Genomic DNA, 24,469 nt, shown 5'->3' with positions numbered 1-24,469 from the left:
TACAAAACACAAAGGCGACCATCAGGTCGCCTTTGTCGTCGATTAAATCGTATTACAGCGCCAGCATGTGGTCGATAGCAGCAACGATCTCTTCGTCTGAACAATCCATACACGTACCACGAGCAGGCATGCCGTTAAAGCCGTTGATGGCGTGGTTATTCAGAACATCACGACCTTGCGCTAAGCGAGGCTCCCAAGCTGCAGCATCACCAGCTAATGGCGCGCCAGCAGCACCGGTCGCATGGCAAGCCATACAGTAAGTGTTATAAACGGCATCGCCAGTGCGAGGGCCGGTAGGTGCGGCTGCTGTATCAACAGGTGCTTCACCTTCTAAATAGACAGAGCCTACCGGTGCGATTCGCTCGGCAATGGCTTCTTCAGACATGTCAGCGGCATTCGCTGCGCCCATCAATGACAGCGCGGTGATAGCTGACACTGCTAAACGACGTAAAAAAATTCCCTTTGCGCTCACGGTTTCACTCCCAATATGTTTTTGGCTCCGAATATTTCGGGCGTTTTTTATGCTGTTAGTTATTTTTATCACAACTTTAGGGTATTGATCGTCTAACTGGGTCGATCTTTTAAGCATTTGTGATAAAACTGACGACGAAGCTATGCCGCGATGAGGTTAACTCCGTGTAAACACTAAGTGATTATAGCGCTTTAGATTGTTGCGTTAAACCGTTATGATTACGCCTGTTAGCGCGGTTTTTATTCCGATCGAACAAAAACAGAGCGGTCGGAAAAAAAATTAAAAAAAGTGCTAGACGGCAAGGGGCGATATCCGTAATATGCGACTCCGCCGACAGGGACAAGCGCCCGTAGCTCAGCTGGATAGAGCGTTGGCCTCCGGAGCCAAAGGTCGCAGGTTCGAATCCTGTCGGGTGCGCCAATCCGGATACAGCAAAAATTGGCAAAAAAATAATGTGGTGGCTATAGCTCAGTTGGTAGAGTCCTGGATTGTGATTCCAGTTGTCGCGGGTTCAAGTCCCGTTAGCCACCCCACTCGGTGAATAGCGCAGTTTGGTAGCGCATCTGGTTTGGGACCAGAGGGTCGGGGGTTCGAATCCCTCTTCACCGACCACATTCAGATTAAGCCCGCTCAATAGAGCGGGCTTTTTCGTATCTGTAGATTTGAAAAATATTTTAGGGTCATGCTGGAGCATGATGGGTCGGGTACGGAAGGCCGCCCCGCTCGAATCCCTCTTCACCGACCACATTCAGATTAAGCCCGTTCAATAGAGCGGGCTTTTTCGTATCTGCTTTCTGATTTTTGTTAACACATCGCTAAAATATTCTTATCGTATTCCCTCGCTTTGACTGCGCGTCCTCACAGATCTCACTAAATAAACGCTGTGAAAGGTTAGAATTCCCTACCTTTTGTTACAGCATCGCAGTTCTTAGCTGAATAGTTAAACGATCGCGTACTTCTTCTATTTTTTCCTGTTCATATCTAATGCACATACTTTTTAAGCACTAGCATCCAACTTTCAGTAAGCATGTCGATTCTGTTAATCGATGCTTTGATGAATATTTATTCGATTAAGCGTCATATATTTAGTAATAAGTGTTAGTTTGTTGATTTTTCGTGAAACATTTGACAGATTGTAGGGCGTTAAATTGGTCTTGTTTTGTTGATGTAAACAGGGATTGTTTTCAGACAGGCACGGAATTGTGCAGTATCAAGGGTCTGGTCAATGGCATTGCTTGAAGTAAAAAATCTTCGTATTGAGTATCCGTCTCGTCACGGCATATTTGCTGCGGTTAAAAATCTCTCTTTTTCTATCGAGCGTGGCGAAATTGTGGGCGTTGTGGGTGAGTCCGGCGCTGGCAAGTCAACGGTGGGTAACGCCGTTATCGATCTTTTGAGCCCGCCAGGGCACGTCGCTAGTGGTGAGGTTTATCTGGAAGGTGAGTTGATCTCAGGTCTTTCGCCAGAAAAAATGCGCCATTACCGCGGCGCGCGAATCGGGTTTATCTTCCAAGATCCGATGACGTCATTGAATCCGTTGTTCACGGTTGAAAGGCAACTTGTCGAAACCATCACCACGAATCTTGGCTTGAGTGAAGACGAAGCAAAAGATCGTGCGGTGTCTTTAATGGAACAAGTTGGGATCCCGGATGCCAATGTACGCATTAAACAATACCCACACCAATTCTCAGGTGGCATGCGTCAGCGCGTGGTTATCGCGATTGCGCTTGCAGGAGAGCCTGATTTAATCATCGCAGATGAGCCGACAACGGCATTGGATGTGTCGATTCAAGATCAAATCCTCAATCTTATCCGTGAGCTTTGCGTCAAAAAGAATGTGGGTTGCATGCTCGTAACCCATGACATGGGTGTTGTTTCTAATGTCACGGATAAAATCGCCGTGATGTATCGCGGTGATTTGGTCGAATTTGGCGAAACCGCCAAGGTGTTGAACACCCCTGAGCACCCTTATACAAGAAGCTTGATTTCCGCTGTACCTCGCTCAGACATTAAGCTCGATCGCTTTCCGCTGGTCAGCTATATCGAAGAAGCGGTCGACATGAAGCCGCTGGATGTGAAAACCCATTGGCTGGGTCAAAGTCAGGATGAGCGTGCCTACACGGGCCCGTTGCTTAGTGTGGAAAACGTGAACCTTCGTTTTGTCACTAAAGATTCTTTCTTTGAAAGCCGCCGTGAATATGTGCAGGCATCGAACGACGTCAGCTTTGATGTACATGAAGGCGAGACCTTTGGCCTTGTTGGTGAGTCGGGTTCAGGCAAGTCGACCATTGCGCGTGTGATTGCCGGTTTGTATCCGCCCAATTCAGGCAAAGTTACCTTCGAAGGTATCGACCTGACGGCGCTGAAAAGTGAAGCGCAACGTCGCCCGATTCGTCGACAGATGCAAATGGTGTTTCAAAACCCGTACTCATCCATGAACCCTCGCATGAAAGTGCAAGATATCATTGCTGAGCCAATCCGTTTTCACCGTCTTGCCGAGAGCGAAAGCCAAATCCGAATGATTGTGGGTGACCTGCTTGACCATGTTGGGTTAGGTCGGGCTAGCGGCATCAAATATCCACATGAATTCTCCGGTGGTCAGCGCCAGCGTATTTCTATCGCGCGCGCTCTGGCAACGCGCCCTCGCTTGTTGATTTGTGATGAGCCGACGTCAGCTTTGGATGTGTCCGTTCAGGCTCAGATTTTGAATTTGCTGAAAGATCTCCAGCAAGAGCTGAATTTAACCATGTTGTTCATCAGCCATGATTTACCTGTGATCCGTCAAATGTGCGATCGCATCGGCGTGATGCAAAAAGGCACTTTGCTTGAGGTCGCCAAGACGGAAGACTTGTTTACGTCACCTCAGGACCCGTACAGCAAAAAGCTGATATCTCTTATGCCTGAATTTAAGGGGATGAGTGCGTTAGAGGCTGCTGCCTCACCACAATAATTTAATGCCGATAGTGGAAAGGATGGTTGTGTCCGTTATCGGTTTAACTTTGCGAGACCTAGCGCTTTGCAAATACACAACAGATCGGGAGTTCGCTCCCAGCATAAGGAGTCATGCAATGAAAACCATGAAGAGCAAAATCGCCATTGCGTTGATGGCAGCGGGCTTGAGCTTTGCTGCATCAGCCGCAGATATTACCGTTGCTTATGATGCAGATCCTGTATCGTTAGATCCCCATGAGCAACTGTCAGGCGGTACCCTGCAGATGTCACACATGGTCTTTGATCCTCTCGTTCGCTGGACACAGGACCTGCAATTTGAGCCACGTTTGGCTTCTAGCTGGGAGCGTCTCGACGACAAAACCGTACGATTCAAGCTGCGCGAAGGGGTGAAATTCCATTCTGGTAATGATTTTACCGCTGATGATGTGGTTTGGACGATTGAGCGTTTGAAATCATCACCTGATTTCAAAGGTATCTTTACGCCAATCGCGGAAGTGAAAAAAGTGGATGACTACACAGTAGATTTCATCACTGATGGTCCATACCCGCTTGTGTTGCAAACCATGACGTATGTATTCCCAATGGATGCAGATTTCTACTCTGGCACAACCGAAAGTGGTGCGGACAAATCGCAAATCCAAAAAAGCGGTTCTACCTTTGCTTCTACCAATGTTTCAGGCACCGGTCCTTTCGTTGTGTCATCTCGCGAGCAGGGCGTGAAGGTCGAATTTGATCGCTTTGGCGATTACTGGGATAAAGAAAGCCCAGGTAATGTCGACAAACTAACGCTTGTCCCTATCAAAGAAGACGCAACCCGTGTTGCTGCGCTGTTATCTGGCGACGTTGATATGATCGCACCGGTTTCTCCAAACGACCATAAACGTGTTGAGAGCGCCAAGGGTGTCGATCTGGTGACACTACCGGGTACGCGTATCATTACGTTCCAATTGAACCAAAAAGTGTCTGAGCCGCTACGTGACCCACGAGTTCGTCAGGCCATTGCCTATGCCGTTAATAATGAAGGCATCGCTCAAAAGATCATGAAAGGCTTCGCCACCACTGCGGCACAGCAAAGTCCAGCAGGTTATGCCGGTCATAACCCCGATCTTAAACCTCGCTATGATTTGAAAAAAGCCAAATCTTTGATGGAAGAAGCAGGTTATGGCGATGGTTTTACCATCACTATGATTGCGCCAAACAACCGTTATGTGAACGATGAAAAAATTGCGCAAGCAGTCGCGGCAATGTTGTCGAAGATCGACATTAAAGTTGACCTTCAAACCATGCCAAAAGCGCAATACTGGCCTGAATTCGACAAGTGTGAAGCGGGCATGCAAATGATCGGCTGGCACTCAGACACTGAAGATTCAGCTAACTTCACTGAGTTCCTGACCATGACGCGCAATGCTGATACGGGTAAAGGTCAATACAACTGTGGTCACTACTCAAACAGCGAAGTCGACAAATTGGTTGAAGCGGCAAACGTTGAAACTGACCCAACCAAGCGGGCTGAAATGCTAAAAGCGGTAGAAACGACGCTTTATAACGAAGCCGCGTTTGTCCCTCTACACTGGCAAAATCAGGCGTGGGCGGCAAAGTCTAACGTTGATATTCAGCCTATCGTCAATGCGATGAACTTCCCTTACTTCGGCGATTTGGTCGTCTCTGAAAAGTAATCGGTAATCGTAGTGTTTTTGGCTCCGGGTTTTTCCGGAGCCAGTTTGTTGTTTACGGGGCGATGAATGTTTACGTTTTTGGTTAAGCGCCTGTTTCAGGCACTGGTAGTGATGTTTGTGATCAGCCTGGTGGCGTTTTCCATCCAGGACAATCTAGGTGACCCTCTTCGGGAGCTGGTTGGGCAGTCTGTCTCTGAAGCAGAGCGAAACGAGTTACGCGATGAACTCGGCCTCAATGATCCCTTTTTTGTTAAATATGGCCGTTTTGTCTCGAATGCCCTTGAAGGGGATTTGGGAACTTCCTATTTCTATAAGCGCCCGGTTGTCGATGTGATCCTCGATAAGCTGGTGGCGACGTTAGAATTGGTGGTTGCTGCGGCTATTATCATCGTCGTGGTCTCGATACCACTCGGGGTCTATTCCGCGATTCACCCTAACAGTTTTCTTACCAAGCTCATTATGGGCTTCAGTATCATTGGTATTTCTGTGCCAGTGTTCCTGACCGCAATCATGTTGATGTACGTGTTTGCGATTGAATTAAATTGGCTGCCTTCATACGGGCGAGGCGATACGGCTAACTGGTTTGGCTGGGAATCTGGTTTCTTTACTGCTGATGGTATTTCTCACCTCGTATTGCCGGCTGTTTCTCTCTCTTCCATTATGCTTCCCCTGTTTATTCGCCTTGTGCGTTCAGAAATGCTCGAAGCGCTCAGTACAGAGTATGTGAAATTTGCGCGTGCGAAAGGGTTGCCTGAGCGTAAGGTGCAATACCAGCACGCTTTAAAAAATACCATGCTGCCAGTTGTCACCGTTGGCGGTGTGCAGATAGGCACCATGGTGGCCTACACCATTTTGACCGAAACCGTGTTCCAGTGGCCGGGTACCGGATTTTTGTTCCTTGAAGCCATTAACCGCGTTGATACGCCGCTTATTACTGCGTACGTTATTTTTGTTGGCTTACTGTTTGTGGTGACCAATACCTTGGTTGATTTACTGTACGGCTTAATCAATCCAACCGTTAACCTAACCGGCAAAGGAGCGTAAGTATGAGCACGATGACCCCGAAAGCGCCTTCTCGCTGGCAACAGTTTTTAGCCTCGGATTTCTTTTACTACTTCAAGCGAGACAAAGTCGCCATTACTAGCTTTACGGCATTCGTGTTGTTTATGCTGGTGGCCATATTCGCTCCTGTCCTGTCGCCGGCCGATCCATATGATTTGTCGTCGATTGATATCATGGATTCAGAGCTTCCTCCTACATGGATGGAGTACGGTGATGAACGCTTCGCATTAGGTACGGACAACCAAGGGCGAGATATTCTCTCTACCATCATGTACGGCCTACGTATTTCACTGATGATTGGCTTGGGAGCCGTTGCACTGCAGTTATTCCTTGGCATCGTGATAGGGCTGAGTGCTGGCTATTTTGGTGGACGCATTGATAGCCTGTTAATGCGCATTGCCGACGTGCAGCTCTCGTTTTCGACCATGATGGTGGCGATCATCGTATCGGCGATTTTTAAAGCCAGCTTTGGTAGCGACTTTTACAGTGAATACGCCATCTTAATGCTGGTCGTCATTATCGGTTTTGCTGAATGGCCCCAATATGCACGTACTGTGCGGGCTAGCGTACTTGCTGAAAAGAAAAAAGAGTATGTTGAAGCGGCGCAGGTGATGGGTTTTCGCGCACCGCGCATTATGTTTAGACATATTCTGCCAAACTGTTTATCGCCGATTCTGGTTATTTCTACCGTGCAGGTCGCCAATGCCATCATGTCCGAAGCCGCGCTCTCATTCTTGGGGTTAGGCATGCCGGTTGATAAACCCTCATTGGGTTCCTTGATCAGCATAGGCTTCAACTATATCTTCTCGGGTTCTTGGTGGATAACCGCATTCCCCGGCATCGTTCTTGTTCTGCTGGTATTGGTGATAAACCTTCTTGGCGACTGGTTAAGAGATGTCTTCAATCCGAAAATTTATAAAGGTTAGTCGACCTGCTCGTTAATTGAATGGCTATATGAGAAAAGAGGTAACCGGGTTACCTCTTTTTTTTTGTCATCGCCTCGTTATTGCGTGTAGTGAGAGCCTCAAGCCCGTAACAATAATGCGAAACGTCACCTTCTCGACCAAATTTGATGCGCATCAATTTCAATATCAATCACAATGAGAGAGTGTCGTCGATGTACTGAATGAGCTTGTTCGTTGCCTTTACTGATTGATTGTTGTCATGCCAGTCTGTGAAGCATTGGTGGTGCCTATTGGTTTTTGTAAGTTGGAGATGAAACATGGATGCAAGTGCATTGTTGACATTAAAGCAGAGCGTATTTGAGACGGCTCAGGTCGTCATAAACAGCGAATCTACCTACGAACAGCTTTTTGTCATTGTTATGATCTATCTCGTGGCATTTCTTGTGTCACGCAAAATAGTTGCATCGTTCAAGGTATTTAATACACCTCCAGCTAAGCCAGAAAAATACCCACTTCGCTCATTGATCTATCGCTGTGGTCAATTGGTATATCCCATTTGTGCCATTCTGCTGCTTCATTTCTCTATTGCCGTGAGCCGTCTTTATTTCGAAAGTAGTTGGGTGATGCATCTCGCTGTTGCAACGGCAACCTTGTTACTCTTTTATTCATTCATCAACGTGGCCGTAGCCAGCACTGCTGCCAACAAAGCGCTTCGTTGGATTGGCATGCCATTGCTCTTTTTGTACCTGATCAATGGGTTAGATGATGTCATCAATGTTGTCGATTCGGTTGCTATTTCAGTAGGGAACATCCACGTTTCCGTCTATGACTTGACTCGAACCTTGTTGATGGGGGCGTTATTGCTTTGGTTAGGCAATGCATCAAACAGTACGGGAAAAGTGATCATTCGCCGCCAGCAAAAGTTTGATCTTCGAACCAAAGAGCTCATGGTCAAAATGTTTGAGATCGGTTTGTTTGTGCTTATTTCATTGGTTCTATTGCAAACAATGGGTATCGATCTGACTGCGTTCGCCGTATTGGGCGGTGCTATTGGCGTGGGTATTGGTTTTGGTCTTCAGTCAATAGCGTCAAATTTCATATCAGGATTGATTATTCTTTTCGACCGCTCGTTGACCATTGGCGATTACGTCGAAATGGATGACGGAACACGGGGTATGGTTCGTCAAATGGACATGCGTTCAACCACATTGGAGACCTACGACGGCAAAGATATCGTCGTTCCCAATGAAAAATTCATATCGTCCATGTTCACCAACTGGACCCATAAAGACAAACATCAACGTTATCGGGTTGATTTCAGTGTGGGCTATAACACCGATGTTCGAAGCATGGTGGAACTGATTAAAGAAGCCGTGGCTGCACATCCGCAGGTGATTGCGGGTGAGGATGTCGCGCTTGAAATGCGGCCAGATTGTGAAATCGATAGCTTTGGTGATTCGGGTATCAATATGTTTGTCGAATTTTGGATGGAAGGTATTGATGACGGGCGAAATCGCGTTGGGGGGGATTTACTGTTAATCATTCTTGAAACTTTACAAAGAAACGGTATTGAAATTCCTTATCCGCAGCGGGAAATACGTATTTTGAATCGAGATGAGTTGGCTAGCCGACATTGACGAAACCATTTAGCCATTTTTGCTGTTCAAAAACGACTGGAGGCTACAATAACAATAACGAGTTACTCACACTCTCTTGTTGGGTTTCACGCGCTTTCCTTTCCAAAATGATGATCGCCTACTTAATCCTATTTGTATGAAAACGGAGGGGTGTTGTTTATTTAGCGGATGTTTTTCTTTTGCAGCGATGAAGTTGACTCGTCGATAGCACAATTTCAAACTACGCTAACTATCTGAACAATAAAAATACTCCTCAATGGAGAAGGGCAATGCAAATACGATTGTTACACTTGTTGGGTGTGCTCATATTACTGCTTTCAACGTCAACGACGGTTCAGTCTGCGGAGACAGATTGCGCCTCATCGCGACAAGGTGATTGGAATGTGGTGCAGGAAACGTGTCCTATTGGACAAGGCTTGTGGGGGAAAGCACCAGAGAATTCATCGGGAATGTTCTGGGTGCAATGTGGGCTGTTAAGTAGCCTACCAGACTCTGGGTTTGCCCAAAAAATGAAGGGCCTTGCTAACAAAGAAGCGTTGGTTTTTCGCAAAGAGGGCAGTCAGTATCGCTGTCTTGTTGGGCCGTTTGTACAATATTCAACCGCCTTGAGTGCGCGTGACGAACTGAGAAAACAGTCAGCGCTGTCGAGTGCTTTTATTCGGAATGCCCTTATGGCGGTTAATACCCCAGCAAAGGCCACAGGCAACCCTTCCACCAAAATGAGTATCAAAGGTAAGGGCAACGGGAAAGTATCAGCGCCCATTGTCGCTCTTAAGCGTGATTACTTTGAATTATTGGGCTTAAGAAGCCCGAAACCTAGAGATGGCGAAAAGCGTTACACTGACGACAAGCGCATTTGGTGGCGAGCGTCTTTGAAAGAGGCGACATCCGCTTGCGAAAATGATCGAATGAAACTGGTGTCCGAATCAACACTAAGATCAATATCGATGAGCACAGCGCACAAATCCCAATTGCCCACCCGTTTACCTTTTTGGGTTGCCGAACAGCATGCTTTTGATTCGATAATGATGGTGTCAATGCCGCTGTCAAAAGAATCTGCGTTGCTTGTTTTGTGTGAGTAACCATACAACGGGCAAGCTCTCTTTGCGGCTTGTCTCGTTGTCATATTGGTATGTTGTGAAATCTGCTGTAGAAACCATCATCAAATCTCTCGTTTTTCACCCTCCCCTCTACAATGTGCGGTTGAATCAATAACGTGTAATGATACGAGCGGTATGAAGGTATGCATGGGTGTAAGACAAACAGATCTGCCATTGAAGTTGATGTGGTAGTGAAAGGAATGACGCGTACCTTATTCCTGATGGGCCTATTCTTCGCCACAAACACCTTCGCGATGACGGAGTGTCAGACGGTGAGGGATGAGCAAGGCATTGGTATAGTCTCAGCTCAGTGCCCCATAGGTGAAGGGCTGTGGAGCAAGAAGCCATCACCAAAAGGTGGTGCTTTTTGGGTGCAATGCGGCATTTTGGATAACCTGCCAAGCGCAGCTTTCCGGCAAGGTATTGAAAAGCACATAGCCAACAGCGCAGATTGGGTTTTAAAGCCAGAAGAGAAAGGCTTTCGATGCCTGATTGGTCCCTATCAAGCGTTCACAAGTGCCGTTGCCATTCGCGATAAAATTCGTCAAGAAACCGTAACATCAGACGCGTTTATCCGTCAGATAGATTACCCAGAGAAGTCTTCTTCTCAGTCTACCCAAGCCCAGCAATCAACCAAAAAGCCAAAGCAAACCCTGAGCAAGGGAGCGACAGTGCGTAAACTCGACCCAGTTGTTGGTCTTTGGACGCCAAAACCCAAAGGCAATGACGCGCGTTACTCCATCCACCAACGAGATTGGTGGCGTGCCACCTATTTGGACGCTAAAAAGGCCTGTACGCAATCGGGAAAGAGGTTGGCATCAGAGTCCGCCATTCGCCGCGCTGTCGCGCGACAAGGTGCTAGAGAGCAGTTCCCAGCGACCATTCCATATTGGTTAAACAGCGGTAACGTTTACGATATTAAATTGGACATGGCGTTTGTGGCCATTTCAGACACGCTAACGTTGAATGTGTTGTGTGAGTGATGGGATAACGGCTGTTGATGACGGAAACAAAAAAGCGACCATGAGGTCGCTTTTTGTTATATAAAACAGTTTCTTATCTCATGGTCACGAACTCTTCTGACCCCGTTGGGTGAATAGCCACCACGCTGTCGAAATCCGCTTTTGTTGCGCCCATCTTCATCGCAACGCCAAAGCCTTGGATCATTTCGTCAACCGCGAAACCGATGCCGTGAAGGCCAACAACCGTTTCTTCTTCACCTGCGCAGATTAGCTTCATGCGACATGGCTGGCGGTGTTGGGTCACAGCGGTGTACATGGCTGTAAAACCAGACGTGTAAACCTTCACGTTTTCTTCGCCGTACTGTGCTTTCGCCTCTTGCTCAGTCAGGCCAATGGTGCCGATAGGTGGGTGGCTGAATACCACGGTTGGGATCAGGGTGTAATCCATCTTGGCGTTAGTTTTGCCATTGAACAGGCGCTCAGAAAGTTGACGGCCTGCTTTAACCGCAACAGGGGTTAGCTCAACGCCACCTTCCATGATGTCACCCACACAGTAGATGCCAGCCACATTGGTGTTTTGGAACTCATCCACTTTGATGTAGCCGTGAGCATTGGTTTCAACGCCAGTCGCTTCCAGGTTGATTTTGCTGGTGGTCGGGTGACGACCAATCGCCCAGATCAACACGTCGGTATTGTGTGACGTACCGTTTTCAAAATGAAGTGTCACAGAGCCATCGGCTTCTTTCACGACTTCTTTTGGCGTTGAATGTGTATGAAGGCTTGGGCCTTCTGCTTCCATCACTTCCACTAAGGTATCAATGATCATTGGGTCGAAAGTGCGCAGCGGAGATTCTTTACGAACGAACAGGTGCGTTTCGGTGCCGAGTGCGTTTAATACACCTGCAATTTCAACCGCGATGTATCCAGCGCCAACGACGGCAACGCGCTTTGGTTGCTCGTTCAGTTCAAAGAAGCCGTTTGAGTCGATACCATGCTCGGCGCCGGGAACGTTCGGAATGGTTGGCTCTCCACCCACTGCAATCAGGATGTTGTCAGCGGTGTAGTGCTCGCCGTTCACTTCCACGGTTTTCGCATCAACGAACTTGGCGAAGCCATTGATGACTTCGATGTTGTTTTTGCCAAGCACGTTTTCGTAAGAAGTATGAATGCGTCCAATATAAGCTTCACGGTTTTCGACCAGTTTTGCCCAATCGAATTTGTTTACCGTGGTGTCGAAGCCGTAGTCAGGGCCATACAGTTTGATCGCTTCAGCAACCTGAGCGCCGTGCCACATTACTTTCTTTGGCACACAGCCTACGTTTACACAGGTGCCACCTAAGTGGCGCGCTTCAACAATTGCTACCTTTGCACCATACATTGCCGCACGGTTAGCCGATGCAATACCACCACTACCACCACCGATACAGATGTAATCAAAATGCTTGGCCATTTTATTCTCCATGTGATTATTCTTATTTCCGCACTGATAGCGGTAATCCAATATTTCCCAATAGCAACAGACCCGATGGGGGCTGATTTTTACTCAGGTACAATCCAGTCTACAAACTGATGACCTGTCGCGGGCGCAATTTTGCTTTGCAGCCACGGTAGAATTTCTTTCATCTGCGCTTCAAGCGTCCAAGGCGGGTTGATCACAATCATGCCTGACGCCGTCATACCGCGCTCTTCTGAATCCGGTGCGACACCCAATTCGATTTGCAGGATCTTGCGAATACCGAGTTTTTCTAAACCTTGGGTAATGAGGTCGACATTTTTACGATACACCACCGGATACCAAATTGCGTAGGTACCTGTTGCCCAGCGTGCAACGCTAGCTTCAATCGCATCAACCACGTCTTGGTATTCGTGTTTTAGCTCGTAAGGTGGGTCAATCAACACGACGCCACGACGCTCTTTCGGTGGAAGGCTGGCTTTCAAACGTGCGTAGCCATCCTCTTTGAACATTTTCACCTGGCGATCGCCACGAAACTCTTGAAGTAGCAGCGGAAAATCTGTCGGATGAAGCTCAGTAAACATCGCGCGGTCTTGGTCACGCAGCAATGTTCTGCCCACTTTTGGTGAACCTGGGTAGTAGCGAAGTGACTCGCCATCATTCAAGCTGCGAATGACATCCAAATATGGCGCTAACGCTTCCGGGACATCGTCGCATTGCCAAATTTGGCCAATCCCTTCTTTGTATTCGCCGGTCTTTTCTGCATGTTCATCGGCGAGATCGTAACGACCTGCACCGCTATGCGTATCGTGATACACAAAGGCTTTATCTTTTTGCTTCAGCGACTCAATGATAAGGCTCTGAACAATGTGTTTAACCACATCGGCATGATTGCCTGCGTGGAAGCTATGACGATAACTGAGCATGATAGACCTGAGTGAAAACGGACAAAAGTAGAGAGCATTATCGCTTATTGCGAGATTGGATGCAGCATCAGCATTGAAAACCCGTTCATTTGCCTTCATAACTAGTGCATTAGAGAAGAGAGATAAAGGAACTGATCATGTCCAACCCGTTGCTATCGTTTACCGATTTGCCGCCGTTTTCTGACATCAAGCCAGAGCATATTCAACCTGCTGTAGAGCAGGCTATTGCGGATTGTCGTGCCGCCATTGAAGCCGTGCTGGAAAACAATACTGATCCAAGCTGGGGAAACATCTGTGAGCCGCTGGCAGAAAGTGATGACAGGCTGAGCCGCATTTGGTCACCGGTAGGCCATATGAATGGTGTCGTGAACAGTCCTGAATTACGCGAGGCGTATGAAGCGTGTCTGCCTATCCTGTCGGATTACTCAACTTGGGTAGGCCAGCACAAGCCGTTATACGACGCTTATAAAGCGATTAAAGCGCGCGATGATTTTGATTCCTTGTCAGTGGCACAGCAAAAAACCGTGACAGATGCGTTGCGTGATTTCGAGTTATCGGGCATTGCCTTGCCACAGAAAGAGCAGCATCGTTTCGGTGAGATCAGTAAGCGTCTTTCTGAACTCTCTTCAACGTTTTCCAATAATGTACTCGATGCCACCATGGGGTGGAGCAAACACATCACTGATGTGAGTGACCTGGCGGGTATGCCTGAATCTGCACTTGCGGCGGCACAAGCACAGGCCGAAGCAAAAGAGTTGGACGGCTACCTGCTGACATTGGATATTCCTTCGTATCTGCCCGTCATGACCTATTGCGACAACCGTGAACTGCGCGCAGAAATGTACCAAGCCTACACCACGCGCGCCTCTGATCGTGGCCCGAATGCAGGTAAATGGGACAACACGGATCTGATCAGTGAAACGCTATTACTAAAAAATGAAATTGCTCGCCTGTTGGGTTTCGCAAGCTACAGTGAGTTGTCACTGGCCACCAAGATGGCGGCATCAACGGATCAGGTGCTGACTTTCCTAAATGAGCTGGTGGAAAAAGCGCGTCCTCAAGGTCAGCAAGATTTCGATGCACTCAAGCAATTTGCCCAAGACACCTATGGTGTGGACACACTAGAGCCATGGGATGTCGCCTACTACTCGGAAAAGCTAAAGCAACATCAATACAGCATTTCAGATGAAGAACTTCGTCCTTATTTTCCAGAAAGCAAAGTGGTGGCAGGGCTGTTTGAAGTGCTAAAACGCGTCTTTGGTATGGATGTTAAGCGTCGTGAAGGCGTGGATGTGTGGCACGAGTCAGTATCATTTTACGATATCTTCGATGGCAAAGGCGAACTGCGCGGCAGTTTCTACCTTGATTTATACGCCCGTGAACACAAGCGCGGCGGCGCATGGATGGATGATTGCCGTGGTCGTCGCATTACCCAATCCGGTGAGTTACAAACGCCGGTTGCTTACCTCACCTGTAACTTCAACAAACCGATTGGCGGTAAGCCAGCGTTATTCACGCACGATGAAGTCGTCACCTTGTTCCACGAGTTCGGTCATGGCATTCATCATATGCTGACCCAAGTGGACGTGCCGTCTGTGTCCGGAATTAGCGGCGTACCTTGGGATGCAGTAGAGTTGCCAAGTCAGTTTTTAGAGAACTGGTGCTGGCAGGAAGACGCGTTGGCGTTTATTTCTGGTCACTATGAAACCGGTGAGCCGCTGCCAAAAGAGATGCTAGATAAAATGCTGGCAGCGAAGAATTTCCAATCGGCCATGTTTATCCTGCGCCAACTTGAATTCGCGCTGTTTGACTTCACTTTGTTCACGCGTTACGACCCAGAAGAAGGGGCGAAAGTGCTGGAAACACTGGCAGAAGTGAAAAGCCGTGTGTCTGTGGTGCCATCACCTGAGTGGAATCGCTTCCCGCATTCATTCAGCCACATCTTCGCGGGCGGTTACAGCGCGGGCTATTACAGCTACCTGTGGGCAGAAGTGTTGTCGTCAGATGCGTTCAGTCGCTTCGAAGAAGAAGGTATTTTCAATACCGAAACTGGCGCATCGTTCTTGGAAAATATTCTTGAGCGTGGCGGCAGTGAAGAGCCGATGGAATTGTTCAAACGCTTCCGTGGACGCGAGCCATCACCCGATGCGTTTTTACGCCACAGTGGAATTGGCGTTTAACTAACCAAATGATATGAAAAAGCACGCAATTAGCGTGCTTTTTTTATGCCTGCTAAATCAATATTCGCTCAAGTTTGTATAATGCCGCACTTTTGAAAATTACCCATTATAAATAATAAGATAGTTGGATATTACAACAATGAAAAAGACGGTATTGGCGTCAGCAGTGGCGCTTGTGGTAACCGGTGTATTTTCTTCCTCAGCAATGGCTAGCGAGAAAGAAGCGAAAGGGGGTTATTCCTATTTCCGTGCAGGTTTTGAGCACGTTACATACGATGAGCAACATCCCGGCATTAGTTCTTCCGTGAGTGTGATGAGCCCCGTTATTAACACTGGCGGCCTCTACTATGTGAACGAGATGTTTGATTTCTCTCTAGAAGCATTAGCGACCTTTTCTCCTGGGGATGCGCAGGAAGATTGGTATGACGCCAATGGTTTGATGCAGACCAATAAATACCAGTACCTGCGTGCATCAACTAACGCATTGCTTCACTACAAAATGACCCCCGAATGGCGTGTTGTGGCAGGTCCTGCATTTAGTTATCAAACTCACAAGCGTTATGGCAAAGAAAGTTATCGTGAGATCCCTGAAGGTCAGCATGAGTTCTTCGCCAATACATGGGAAGAAACATCGACAGATATCTTTTTAGATATGGGCGTGGCTTACAACACAGGGACGCTGCACAACGCGAGTCCTTGGCAATATAACTTTCGTGCACTGCTGGGCGTCCCGGTATGGAGCTATACCACAAATACGGCTCCAGGGTTAGAAGATCAAACCTTCTACGAAACTGGCTACCGTGGCCTACTTGAGGCAGGCGCAGCGTATCGCGTTTATCCTGGCGTGAGCATTGGCGGATTTGTCACCGCAACTTACGAAACCCGTTTGGAAAGCGACAATGTGGTGATCACAATAAATGATAAGCGCTACAGTGCCGTGGTGCCAGAAGGTGACACTATTCACTACAGTGCCGGTGTACAGTTGCTTTGGAGCTTCTAAAGCAAAGTGTTTAGAAAGAAGAAAGGCGACCGATTGGTCGCCTTTTTTGTATTCAGCGTGTGAAATTACTTCAGACGAACCCACTCCGACTCGTGGTTGTCTTTATGACGCCACATTTTGCTTGCGTCGGTAATTGGATCCCACTCCCACTTCACCCAAGTACCTTCCCATGGGTAGCTCTTGTTCAGCTCATCGTAGCTACATGTATGATTGCCTGTGTAAAGACAAGGCAGATCTTGTAGCGGAGATTCCTCCCAAGTGTAGAAGCCATCATACTCTGCCGCTGGTGATGAGGTGATGGTATAGCCATCAACTGTATAAGTGTAATCAGAATATTCCGAAGACTCTCCACCGGTTACAAAGGTTTCGCGCCACGTAGAGCCCACAAAATTGATTGATTGCGCAGCAACAGTTTCAACCGCTTTTTTAGCTTCAGCTTCGTTGGTGAAGTACTTCTGTGTCCATACTTCATCGCTGCCTGCATCTTTCATGCTCATGGTTCCGGCAGTGTCAGCCCAGATCGTGAAAGACTCATCGCTGTTACTGCCATCACCCTTATTCCAGAACTGGTAAGCATGATTGCCGTTCGTTGCTTGGTAAGCTGTGATTTTCTGCTCGCCTTCAAAGGTAGCCCAGTCAGTCCAGCCTGCAGAAGTGTAGTCAGAAAACTCTTCGATGATTTCTCCATTGAACTCTGATACGTAACCCACGGTCATGCCGTCAACGAAGTAGATACCTTGCGCATCGATGATCAGGTCGTACTTTGGTTCAATGCTGAAATCACGGTCGATAAAGGTGTTTATAATGAACTCTTCATCACCTGTGTTGGCTTTATCTGAGACATAAATGGTAAGTGCTTGACCTGCTTGGAAGCTAGTTGAATGCTCATAGTCGTTACTTACATCTAGATTCACTGCGCAATAATTTGTACCGTCACTATCGGTGTTTTGGAAAGCATACGGTTGTTTCATACCTTCTTTCACACCATAGTCAAACCATTGGCCGTTCGTACCTTCACCCATTAAGCGGAAGTAGTCTGCACGCAGGTTTGCAGGAACATAGCCATTGAATTGTGTGTTGTTTGGGTCGGCTTTGAAACCTAGCTCTTCACAACTCATGTTGTCGAAAAATAGATCAACATCAATGTGGTCTTGTGTTTCGCTTGTGGTGAATTGACCGTGGCGAGAAGTGGCAGAAATAGAAACGTCCTTGCCTAGCCAAACTGAACCATCACTGTCGTTCCAGTAGTTGTTTGCAGACAATTGGTCTGTAAACAAGGTAAAACCGCTGTCAAAGGTGGTAGCGTTTAGCACCGCCTTACCGTTGGTTCCCTGTGTTACTTCAACGAGCTTTTCGCGTTCAAATACGGTGATACGTGGTTGACGTTCATCATTTGCGTGAGGCTTCACAAAGCCAGTTAGAGTAGCGTCACCTTCACCTGGGATTGCCCAAATTAGGTGGCCTTCTGCATTGGCTTCCCAAGTGCCATCTTGCTTGAAGGTGCTTGACTCTGAAGGGCATTGTTCACCTTCAGCAAGCAGAGTGATACCTGAGTTCTTGTTTTCACCTTCGACAAACTTTATTGCCATGCAGTTTGCGTAGTTACGCCAAGTGGCATTGCCTTCAGGTGTTGTGATTTCCTCACTTTCACCATTCCAACGGTACCAAGTTTTGTTTTCCCCAACCAGCAGGTCGCGCAGAGCATTGGCGATTACAGGTGTTACTGGTGAGAAAGAGAATGAGTACTCAATTGGCTTGTTCACACCGTCGCTCGCCGATACGACAAGTTTGCCATCTGCCGACGCAATGGCTGGTGCACCAGAAAGGAAAACGGTTGTCCCGTTAACCGAAGCCTCAATACCAGGAATAGTAGATTTAGCGCTGAACTTTAGTACGTCCCCGTTCTTGTCAGAAAACAGTTCAGCAACGTCAAACGATGCATTTACAGCGGCATGTTGCTCAAGCTCTACTGCTTTAACTTCTTTCGCTACTGCATCGGCAATGTCTTGGTTCAGTGTCGGCGCGTAGTTGTAGCTATCCACAGTCAGATCTAGCGTGGTCGTTGCGATCACTTGGTCTGAAACTACGTCGCCATTGCTGTTCAGGTCGTTGGTAGCCAGTTGAATCTTGTAGATACCTTTTGCAACATGTGCTTCAGGATTCACACGAGAAATAGTCAGCGTGTCGTTCGATAGAATGACCGCAAGATTTGCTTTTCGAAGGTAAGTATCGTTCGCGATAGAGACAGTGTTCGGTTGATTGTCTTTATCGATAATCAGATTGGCAATCACTACATCGATTACTGTATCTTGACCCCACTTGTCGACGTCACCATAAACACCTTCTAGCGCTTGGACTTGGCTTGCAAGGGTGGCAACGTTGTCAGCGTCGAACTTAACCGCGAAGTTGGTCACGATCACTGGTGGCTCAGTTGGCTCTTCAACAATAGGCACGTACGGCTTGTAGGTTTTGTCTGCCAGATCTTCTGGCGCCATCGTCGCGGTTTCATCAACAGTTGCATCAACAACCTGATCCAACTGCGCATCAAAGGCTGCGTCTGAAGATGCGTTTGCTTTAGTTTCAGTTAGGATTTGCGCGGTTTTGTGAATCTTCGCAGCCAGCTCTTTACTCGCGTCATCACCAGTTTCTTTTGCAATAATGTAGTCACTATAAAGAATGTCTTTAGAGATCTCACCGTTATCGCTTAGGCCACCCAGAGAAGCAACCACTGCTTTCTCTGCGTCCTCTTTTGAAAGGCCTTCAGTGGTCTCAGTTGATTGCATCTTAGACACAACCAAGTCTGTAATTGGGCTTGCGATTTCAGAGCCTGCTGGTGCACGCAGGGTGACAGCTTTCATTGCTTGGCCAGGTAGGTCTTTGTCTTCTGTGAGGATCTCAGAGTCTGCATCCAGCGACTGAATGGTCGTGATCAGGCGTGCTGAAGTTTCAAGACGCTTTTCATCTGTTTGGCTGATCTCGGCATCAATGTGGCCGTTTTCATCGGTCAGCAGAACGTTGCTGTTTGTATCCCGGATGACTTCGTTCGCTTCACACGTGCCGTTATTGTTGTCATCAGCACACAGCAAAGCCTTATGGAGGTAACCGTCCATCGCGGTAATAATCACTCCGCCGACTTGAGGAATGCCGCCATCACCGCCACCACCCACGTTGCCACCGCCAGGGGTCCCGCTGTCATCACTGCCACCACATGCTGATAGTGTCAGCACAGAAGAAATTGCTACAGCCAATGCTGCATGCTTCGTTCGAAACATAGTCGATTCCATATTTACAAAATGTTGTTTAGAGTGAAAAGTCAGCGAATTATGCTTGTCTGTTGTTGTTGTGTAAATGCATATTTTTGTAGATACAACATGAATGACCATCTATTTGATTTTGCTTGAATTGGTGATGTCGGTTCATTTTTTTATTATATTTTAACGAATTAATGATATCGCTCTGACATTTTTGATGGGAATATGCTCGGGCTTTAGGTTTGGATATAAGTGTTTTGTATGAAATCTCATATATCCATGATCGGTGGTCAATTTGGAATAATATGTTGCATAACGGAAAGGTTTTAAAATAAGAAAAATGAAAAAGACAAGTATCTCTTTGGCCGTTACCTTGGCTGCGGTTTCTTCTCAAGCAATGGCATTCGGTGCTGCTGATGCACGCTCAACAGCAATGGGTGGTACGGGGGTCGCATCGTCCAATTATCTAATGGCACCTTTTCACAACCCGGCACAAGCAGTTCACTACACCGGTTCGGATGATTTTGGCTTGCTGCTGAGCCTAAATCTGGGGGCGCATGATAGCGATGATCTTTACAGCAAGATTGATCACTTCCAACAGATTGATGAGGAGTTGGAATACAACTCGCAAGACGCTGCTCTTCAACAAGAATGGCGCGACGCTCTGCGTGCTTTGGACAATGGCAGTCTTAATGTGGACACTAATATCGGTTTAGCTGTCGCCATTCCTAATCGCCACTTAAGTGTGAACATGTTTGCAAATGCTAACGTTGCAACGATAGCAATGACTGATGTGGCAGACAGCGACTTGGTGGGTACGCCAGACACAGAGAACATGCAGTCAACCGTGCAAGGCATGATCGGGGGCACCGTCGACGTGGGTGTTGCACTGGCACGTGCATTTGAGCTTCCGTTTGCTGGCCAGCGTCTGTCGGTGGGTGTGACGCCGAAAGCTCAGCACATCGTGGCTGTAAACTACAAGAACACAGTGGCTGGCTTCGAAGATGATGATTTTGATCTGGGCTCTGAGTACCAAGAGAAAACGGTATTCAACGCAGATATGGGTCTTAGCTATATGCCTACGGATTATCTGACGGTAGGCTTTGCAGCCAAGAACATGTTTGCACAAGAGCTTGAAACAAATGCCAGTTATGGCTCTCAGGCTACCTTCTTGGTGGAGCCTAAATACACCGCAGGTATTGCATTTAACAGCCGTTTTTTAACCGTTGCTGCGGATTACGATATTTCGAAAACCCGCTACTTCAAAGAAGTGGAGCACGAAACACAGTTCGCGCGTTTTGGCGCTGAATTGAATGCGTGGGATTGGGCGCAGGTTCGCGCGGGTTATAGCATGAGCATGACAGATTATGCACAAGATACTGTGACTGCGGGTCTTGGTTTCAAACCGTTCGGCGCATTTGGTTTTGACTTAGGTGCATTTTACGGCGAGGACAATAATTATGGTGTGTCTGCACAGATGGTGCTAACGCTTTAATTTATTGCGCGATAATAATAAAAAGCACGGCTAATGGCCGTGCTTTTTTGTGCCTGAACATAATCTTACGAAATGGTCAGAGGCCAATGTTGGTCGCTTTGGCGCTGTGCTTCTAGTGCCAGTTCGGCGGCCATCAAAGGGTTGTTGGCAAGCCAATTCACGGGAAGGGTCAGTGTTAGCTCGTCACTGTTGGCATTCAACGTCACCGGCGGTAGGGCATTGCTGTCGCGACGGTGGCAGAGAATAACGGCCAATCGCAGCACGCGCAGAATGCGGTTAGCACTGGTTGCAGACACGGCGCTTTGTGAACCGACAGGTTGCAGTTGTTCACGGTATTGGCGCAGTAATCCTGCTAGCAGTTGTTTTTGTGCTTGAGTAAAACCGGGTAGGTCGAGGTTTTTAATCAAATAGGCAGCATGTTCGCCATCTTTTTTGAAACCGATACTCATGCCAATCTCATAGAGTTCGGCAACAGATCTCAGCATCTCTTCAGCAACAGGCTCTGCTATCCATTCATCACCACATTGGCTGAGTAGATTCAGTGACATGTTGGCGACGTTGTCGGCTTGTGCGCGATCTAGCTGATAGCGAGACTGTATGCTTTGAATGGTACGCAAGCGAATATCTTGCTGCTGCATCGTATCCATCATGCCATACACTAAGCCCTCGCGCAGCGCACCACCTGCTAGTGTCATCGAATCAATGTCAAACTGCTCAAAGACCGCAATCAGAATCGACAGGCCGCTTGGGAAGACCAAGGCGCGCTCTAACGTCAAACCATCAATGTCTAGCTCTTCAACCTGACCAAAGCCGATGGCTTGTTTTCGCAACCGGTGTAGTTTGGCAAGGGTGATCACCTCATCCATGCCTTGCGCAATCATGATTTCTTGTAGCGCTTGAACCGTTCCGCTCGCACCAACGCAGACATCCCAGCCGAGTGAGCGATAGCGCTCAACAATTGGGGCCAGCACCTGTTTTGCGCCGTCAATGGCGCGAGTAAAGCTGGAGTCGGTTAATGCACGATCTTTGAAGTACTGTTCAAGCCAAGTCACGCAACCCATGTCGAGGCTGGTCAATGCGGCAGCATCAAAGCCTTCGCCAATGATAAGCTCCGTGCTCGCACCGCCGATATCAACCACCAGTCGTTTACCTTTGCCACCAGAAGTATGCGCGACACCTTGATAAATGGTGCAGGCTTCCTCTTCGCCCGTGATCACTGTGATGGGGTGACCGAGAATTTGATTGGCTTTGGTGATGAACACATCGGCATTTTTTGCACTGCGCAAAGCGGCAGTGGCAACAATACGTATGTTGGAGGTGTCGATATCTTGCAGGCGTTCTGCAAAAAGGGAAAGGCAGTCCCAGCCACGCTGCATGGCATCGTCACTGAGGTTTAGGTGTTTGTCCAAGCCTGCGGCGAGGCGAACTTTGCGTTTGATTTTTGCCAGCGTTTGCACGCTGCCTTGAACTTCGCGAACAACCAGCATATGGAAGCTGTTTGAACCTAGGTCAATGGCAGCGTACAGGGGCGAACGCGCGATATCCATGCTGTGTTACCCCTGAGTGATTTACGCTTTATTTGGTGTCGGACGACGACGACCGCGGCCGCGTGGTTGTGAACCAGGCTTGCTGTTAGACGTGTTGCGACGGCTGTTAACCTGACGCGGACGCTGCAAGCGAATTGGCGGTGGCAGATCGGTCAGCAGGGCATCTTGATTGTAATCGGACACTGGAATGGCGTGCTCGATGTAAGTTTCGATACCTGGCAAGTTAACTGCGTACTCTTCACAAGCGAAGCTGATAGAGTGGCCGCTGGCACCAGCACGACCAGTACGACCGATGCGGTGTACGTAATCTTCGCTGTCATCAGGCAGATCGTAGTTAAACACATGCGTTACCTGAGGAATATGCAGACCACGGGCAGCAACGTCGGTTGCAACCAGAATATCGACATCTCCTTTGGTGAAGTCTTCCAAGATCTTCATGCGTTTTTTCTGCGGAACATCACCGGTTAGCAAGCCTGCACGCAGACCATCAGCAGCCAAGTGGCCCCAAATCTGCTCACAACGGTGCTTGGTGTTTGCAAACACAATGGCGCGTTCTGGCCAATCTTCTTCAATCAGCGTTTGCAGCAAGCGCATCTTGTCATCGTTTGATGGGTGGAACAGTTCTTCTTGAATGCGATGTCCGGTTTTTTGGTCCGGTTCAACCACCACATGTTCTGGGTCGGTCATGTGTTCAAAGGCCAACTCCTGCACACGGTAAGAAAGGGTGGCAGAGAACAGCATGTTTTGACGTTCAGCAGGCGGTGGCATGCGACGGAACAAGAAGCGGATGTCTTTGATAAAGCCAAGATCGAACATGCGATCAGCTTCATCAAGCACGACAGCTTGAATGGCGTTCAGGTCGATCACGCGCTGTTTGTAGAAGTCGATAATACGGCCACAGGTGCCGATAAGAATATCAACGCCGTTTTCCAGTACTTCTTTCTGTTTGTCGTAGGCTTCACCACCGTAAGCTAGGCCTGCGGTGAGTGAGGTTGAGGCCAGCAACGGGGCAGCATCATTATAGATCTGGATCGCAAGTTCGCGCGTCGGTGCCATAATAATGGCTCGCGGGCAGTTTTTCTTGCGGTCGGCAGGCGCCTCCGTTGTTAGCAAGTGATGGAAAGTCGCAGTCAGGAATGCCAGTGTCTTACCTGTGCCCGTTTGGGCCTGTCCTGCAATGTCTCGGCCGGTGAGCAGGACCGGCAATGCCAAAGCTTGGATAGGGGTACAATTATGAAACCCTTTTTCTTCCAAACCTTTGATGACATCGGGATGAAGTCCGAAGTCGGCAAATTTTTGCTCTGTGAGATGCGTCATTTTCATCCGCATAGAATATCAGCTTAGGCTTGCAATACGATAGTGAATACATTCAAATAGTGTGATGATTTACTGGTTGGTATATCACCAGTGACAAAAAGTAATCATTGGAGTGAAAGATGAGCGACAAGATTTTACAGCTAACAGACGACAGCTTCGACGCAGATGTTATCAATGCTGCTGGCCCTGTACTGGTCGATTTCTGGGCGGAGTGGTGTGGTCCTTGTAAAATGATCGCGCCGATTCTTGACGAGATCGCTGAAGAGTACGAAGGGAAAGTCACTATTGGTAAACTGAATATCGACCAGAACGCGGGTACACCACCTAAGTTTGGTATTCGCGGTATTCCAACATTGCTGCTGTTTAAAGACGGCGGCGTGGCGGCAACTAAGGTTGGCGCGCTGTCTAAAACTCAGCTGAAAGAGTTCCTAGACGCAAACCTATAATGTGACAAATAAGCCGTGAACCGCTCTGGACACGGCTTATTTGTTTCTATCAGCTAGACAGTTCCCCGATCAGGTGCTAACTTATTGC

Annotated in this window: 17 protein-coding genes and 3 tRNA genes; 14 read left to right on the top strand and 6 right to left on the bottom strand. The window is 48.0% G+C overall.

Features of this window, described 5'->3' with window-relative positions; translation table 11 throughout:
* Positions 1–52: 52 nt before the first annotated feature.
* Positions 53–472, bottom strand: coding sequence for a c-type cytochrome (locus AB8599_RS15490; protein WP_407331752.1), 420 nt, complete (start codon positions 470–472; stop codon positions 53–55).
* Between the two features lie 343 nt (positions 473–815).
* On the opposite strand from AB8599_RS15490, the gene AB8599_RS15485 reads away from it, so the two are divergent.
* The 10 genes from AB8599_RS15485 (at position 816) to AB8599_RS15440 (ending at position 10,787) form a co-directional block, all read left to right on the top strand.
* A tRNA-Arg gene (locus tag AB8599_RS15485) sits at positions 816–892 on the top strand.
* Between the two features lie 37 nt (positions 893–929).
* Positions 930–1,005, top strand: a tRNA-His gene (locus AB8599_RS15480).
* Between the two features lie 2 nt (positions 1,006–1,007).
* Positions 1,008–1,084, top strand: a tRNA-Pro gene (locus tag AB8599_RS15475).
* Positions 1,085–1,697: 613 nt separating this feature from the next.
* Positions 1,698–3,422, top strand: a complete 1,725-nt coding sequence (locus AB8599_RS15470; RefSeq protein ID WP_407331751.1) for a dipeptide ABC transporter ATP-binding protein — start codon at positions 1,698–1,700, stop codon at positions 3,420–3,422.
* Between the two features lie 118 nt (positions 3,423–3,540).
* Complete coding sequence (locus AB8599_RS15465) at positions 3,541–5,100, top strand: ABC transporter substrate-binding protein (protein WP_407331750.1); 1,560 nt, start codon at positions 3,541–3,543, stop codon at positions 5,098–5,100.
* A 66-nt stretch (positions 5,101–5,166) separates the two neighbouring features.
* The gene (locus tag AB8599_RS15460) at positions 5,167–6,144 is read left to right on the top strand and encodes an ABC transporter permease (protein ID WP_407331749.1); all 978 of its coding nucleotides are present in this window, start codon (positions 5,167–5,169) and stop codon (positions 6,142–6,144) included.
* 2 nt (positions 6,145–6,146) lie between these two features.
* Entirely contained in the window at positions 6,147–7,088 is a 942-nt protein-coding gene (locus AB8599_RS15455) for an ABC transporter permease (RefSeq protein ID WP_407331748.1), read from the top strand.
* A gap of 296 nt (positions 7,089–7,384) precedes the next feature.
* Positions 7,385–8,704: a mechanosensitive ion channel family protein gene (locus AB8599_RS15450; RefSeq protein ID WP_407331747.1), complete on the top strand. Its 1,320-nt coding sequence runs from the start codon at positions 7,385–7,387 to the stop codon at positions 8,702–8,704.
* 269 nt (positions 8,705–8,973) lie between these two features.
* Positions 8,974–9,786, top strand: a complete 813-nt coding sequence (locus tag AB8599_RS15445) for an SPOR domain-containing protein (RefSeq protein WP_407331746.1) — start codon at positions 8,974–8,976, stop codon at positions 9,784–9,786.
* Between the two features lie 218 nt (positions 9,787–10,004).
* Complete coding sequence (locus AB8599_RS15440; RefSeq protein WP_407331745.1) at positions 10,005–10,787, top strand: SPOR domain-containing protein; 783 nt, start codon at positions 10,005–10,007, stop codon at positions 10,785–10,787.
* A 73-nt stretch (positions 10,788–10,860) separates the two neighbouring features.
* Here AB8599_RS15440 and gorA read toward each other — a convergent pair whose 3' ends face one another.
* Together gorA and AB8599_RS15430 are read right to left on the bottom strand one after the other, a co-directional pair.
* Positions 10,861–12,216: a glutathione-disulfide reductase gene (gorA, locus tag AB8599_RS15435; RefSeq protein WP_407331744.1), complete on the bottom strand. Its 1,356-nt coding sequence runs from the start codon at positions 12,214–12,216 to the stop codon at positions 10,861–10,863.
* Between the two features lie 89 nt (positions 12,217–12,305).
* Positions 12,306–13,145, bottom strand: a complete 840-nt coding sequence (locus AB8599_RS15430; RefSeq protein WP_407331743.1) for a 23S rRNA (adenine(2030)-N(6))-methyltransferase RlmJ — start codon at positions 13,143–13,145, stop codon at positions 12,306–12,308.
* Between the two features lie 137 nt (positions 13,146–13,282).
* On the opposite strand from AB8599_RS15430, the gene prlC reads away from it, so the two are divergent.
* The gene (gene prlC / locus AB8599_RS15425) at positions 13,283–15,325 is read left to right on the top strand and encodes an oligopeptidase A (RefSeq protein ID WP_407331742.1); all 2,043 of its coding nucleotides are present in this window, start codon (positions 13,283–13,285) and stop codon (positions 15,323–15,325) included.
* Between the two features lie 139 nt (positions 15,326–15,464).
* The gene (locus tag AB8599_RS15420; RefSeq protein WP_407331741.1) at positions 15,465–16,325 is read left to right on the top strand and encodes a hypothetical protein; all 861 of its coding nucleotides are present in this window, start codon (positions 15,465–15,467) and stop codon (positions 16,323–16,325) included.
* A 65-nt stretch (positions 16,326–16,390) separates the two neighbouring features.
* Here the strand turns inward: AB8599_RS15420 and AB8599_RS15415 are convergent, their stop codons facing one another.
* The gene (locus tag AB8599_RS15415; RefSeq protein WP_407331740.1) at positions 16,391–19,597 is read right to left on the bottom strand and encodes a hypothetical protein; all 3,207 of its coding nucleotides are present in this window, start codon (positions 19,595–19,597) and stop codon (positions 16,391–16,393) included.
* Positions 19,598–19,916: 319 nt separating this feature from the next.
* On the opposite strand from AB8599_RS15415, the gene traF reads away from it, so the two are divergent.
* A complete protein-coding gene (traF, locus tag AB8599_RS15410) occupies positions 19,917–21,071 on the top strand; it encodes a conjugal transfer protein TraF (RefSeq protein ID WP_407331739.1) in 1,155 nt (384 codons plus the stop codon).
* 65 nt (positions 21,072–21,136) lie between these two features.
* Here traF and gppA read toward each other — a convergent pair whose 3' ends face one another.
* On the bottom strand, positions 21,137–22,618 hold the full coding sequence (gene gppA / locus AB8599_RS15405; RefSeq protein WP_407331738.1) for a guanosine-5'-triphosphate,3'-diphosphate diphosphatase: 1,482 nt from the start codon (positions 22,616–22,618) through the stop codon (positions 21,137–21,139).
* Positions 22,619–22,639: 21 nt separating this feature from the next.
* Positions 22,640–23,941 (bottom strand): ATP-dependent RNA helicase RhlB, encoded by a 1,302-nt coding sequence (gene rhlB / locus AB8599_RS15400; protein WP_407333242.1) that lies wholly within the window; start codon positions 23,939–23,941, stop codon positions 22,640–22,642.
* Positions 23,942–24,054: 113 nt separating this feature from the next.
* Between rhlB and trxA the strand changes: the two genes are divergently transcribed.
* Positions 24,055–24,381 carry a thioredoxin TrxA gene (trxA, locus tag AB8599_RS15395; protein WP_002535469.1) on the top strand — a complete coding sequence of 109 codons (327 nt, stop codon included), beginning with the start codon at positions 24,055–24,057 and terminating at the stop codon, positions 24,379–24,381.
* The last annotated feature ends 88 nt before the right edge of the window (positions 24,382–24,469 follow it).

The sequence above is a fragment of the Enterovibrio litoreus genome, assembly GCF_045679545.1.
In the GTDB taxonomy this organism is placed as follows: Bacteria; Pseudomonadota; Gammaproteobacteria; order Enterobacterales; family Vibrionaceae; genus Enterovibrio.
This window is presented reverse-complemented; position numbering and strand designations above follow the sequence as displayed.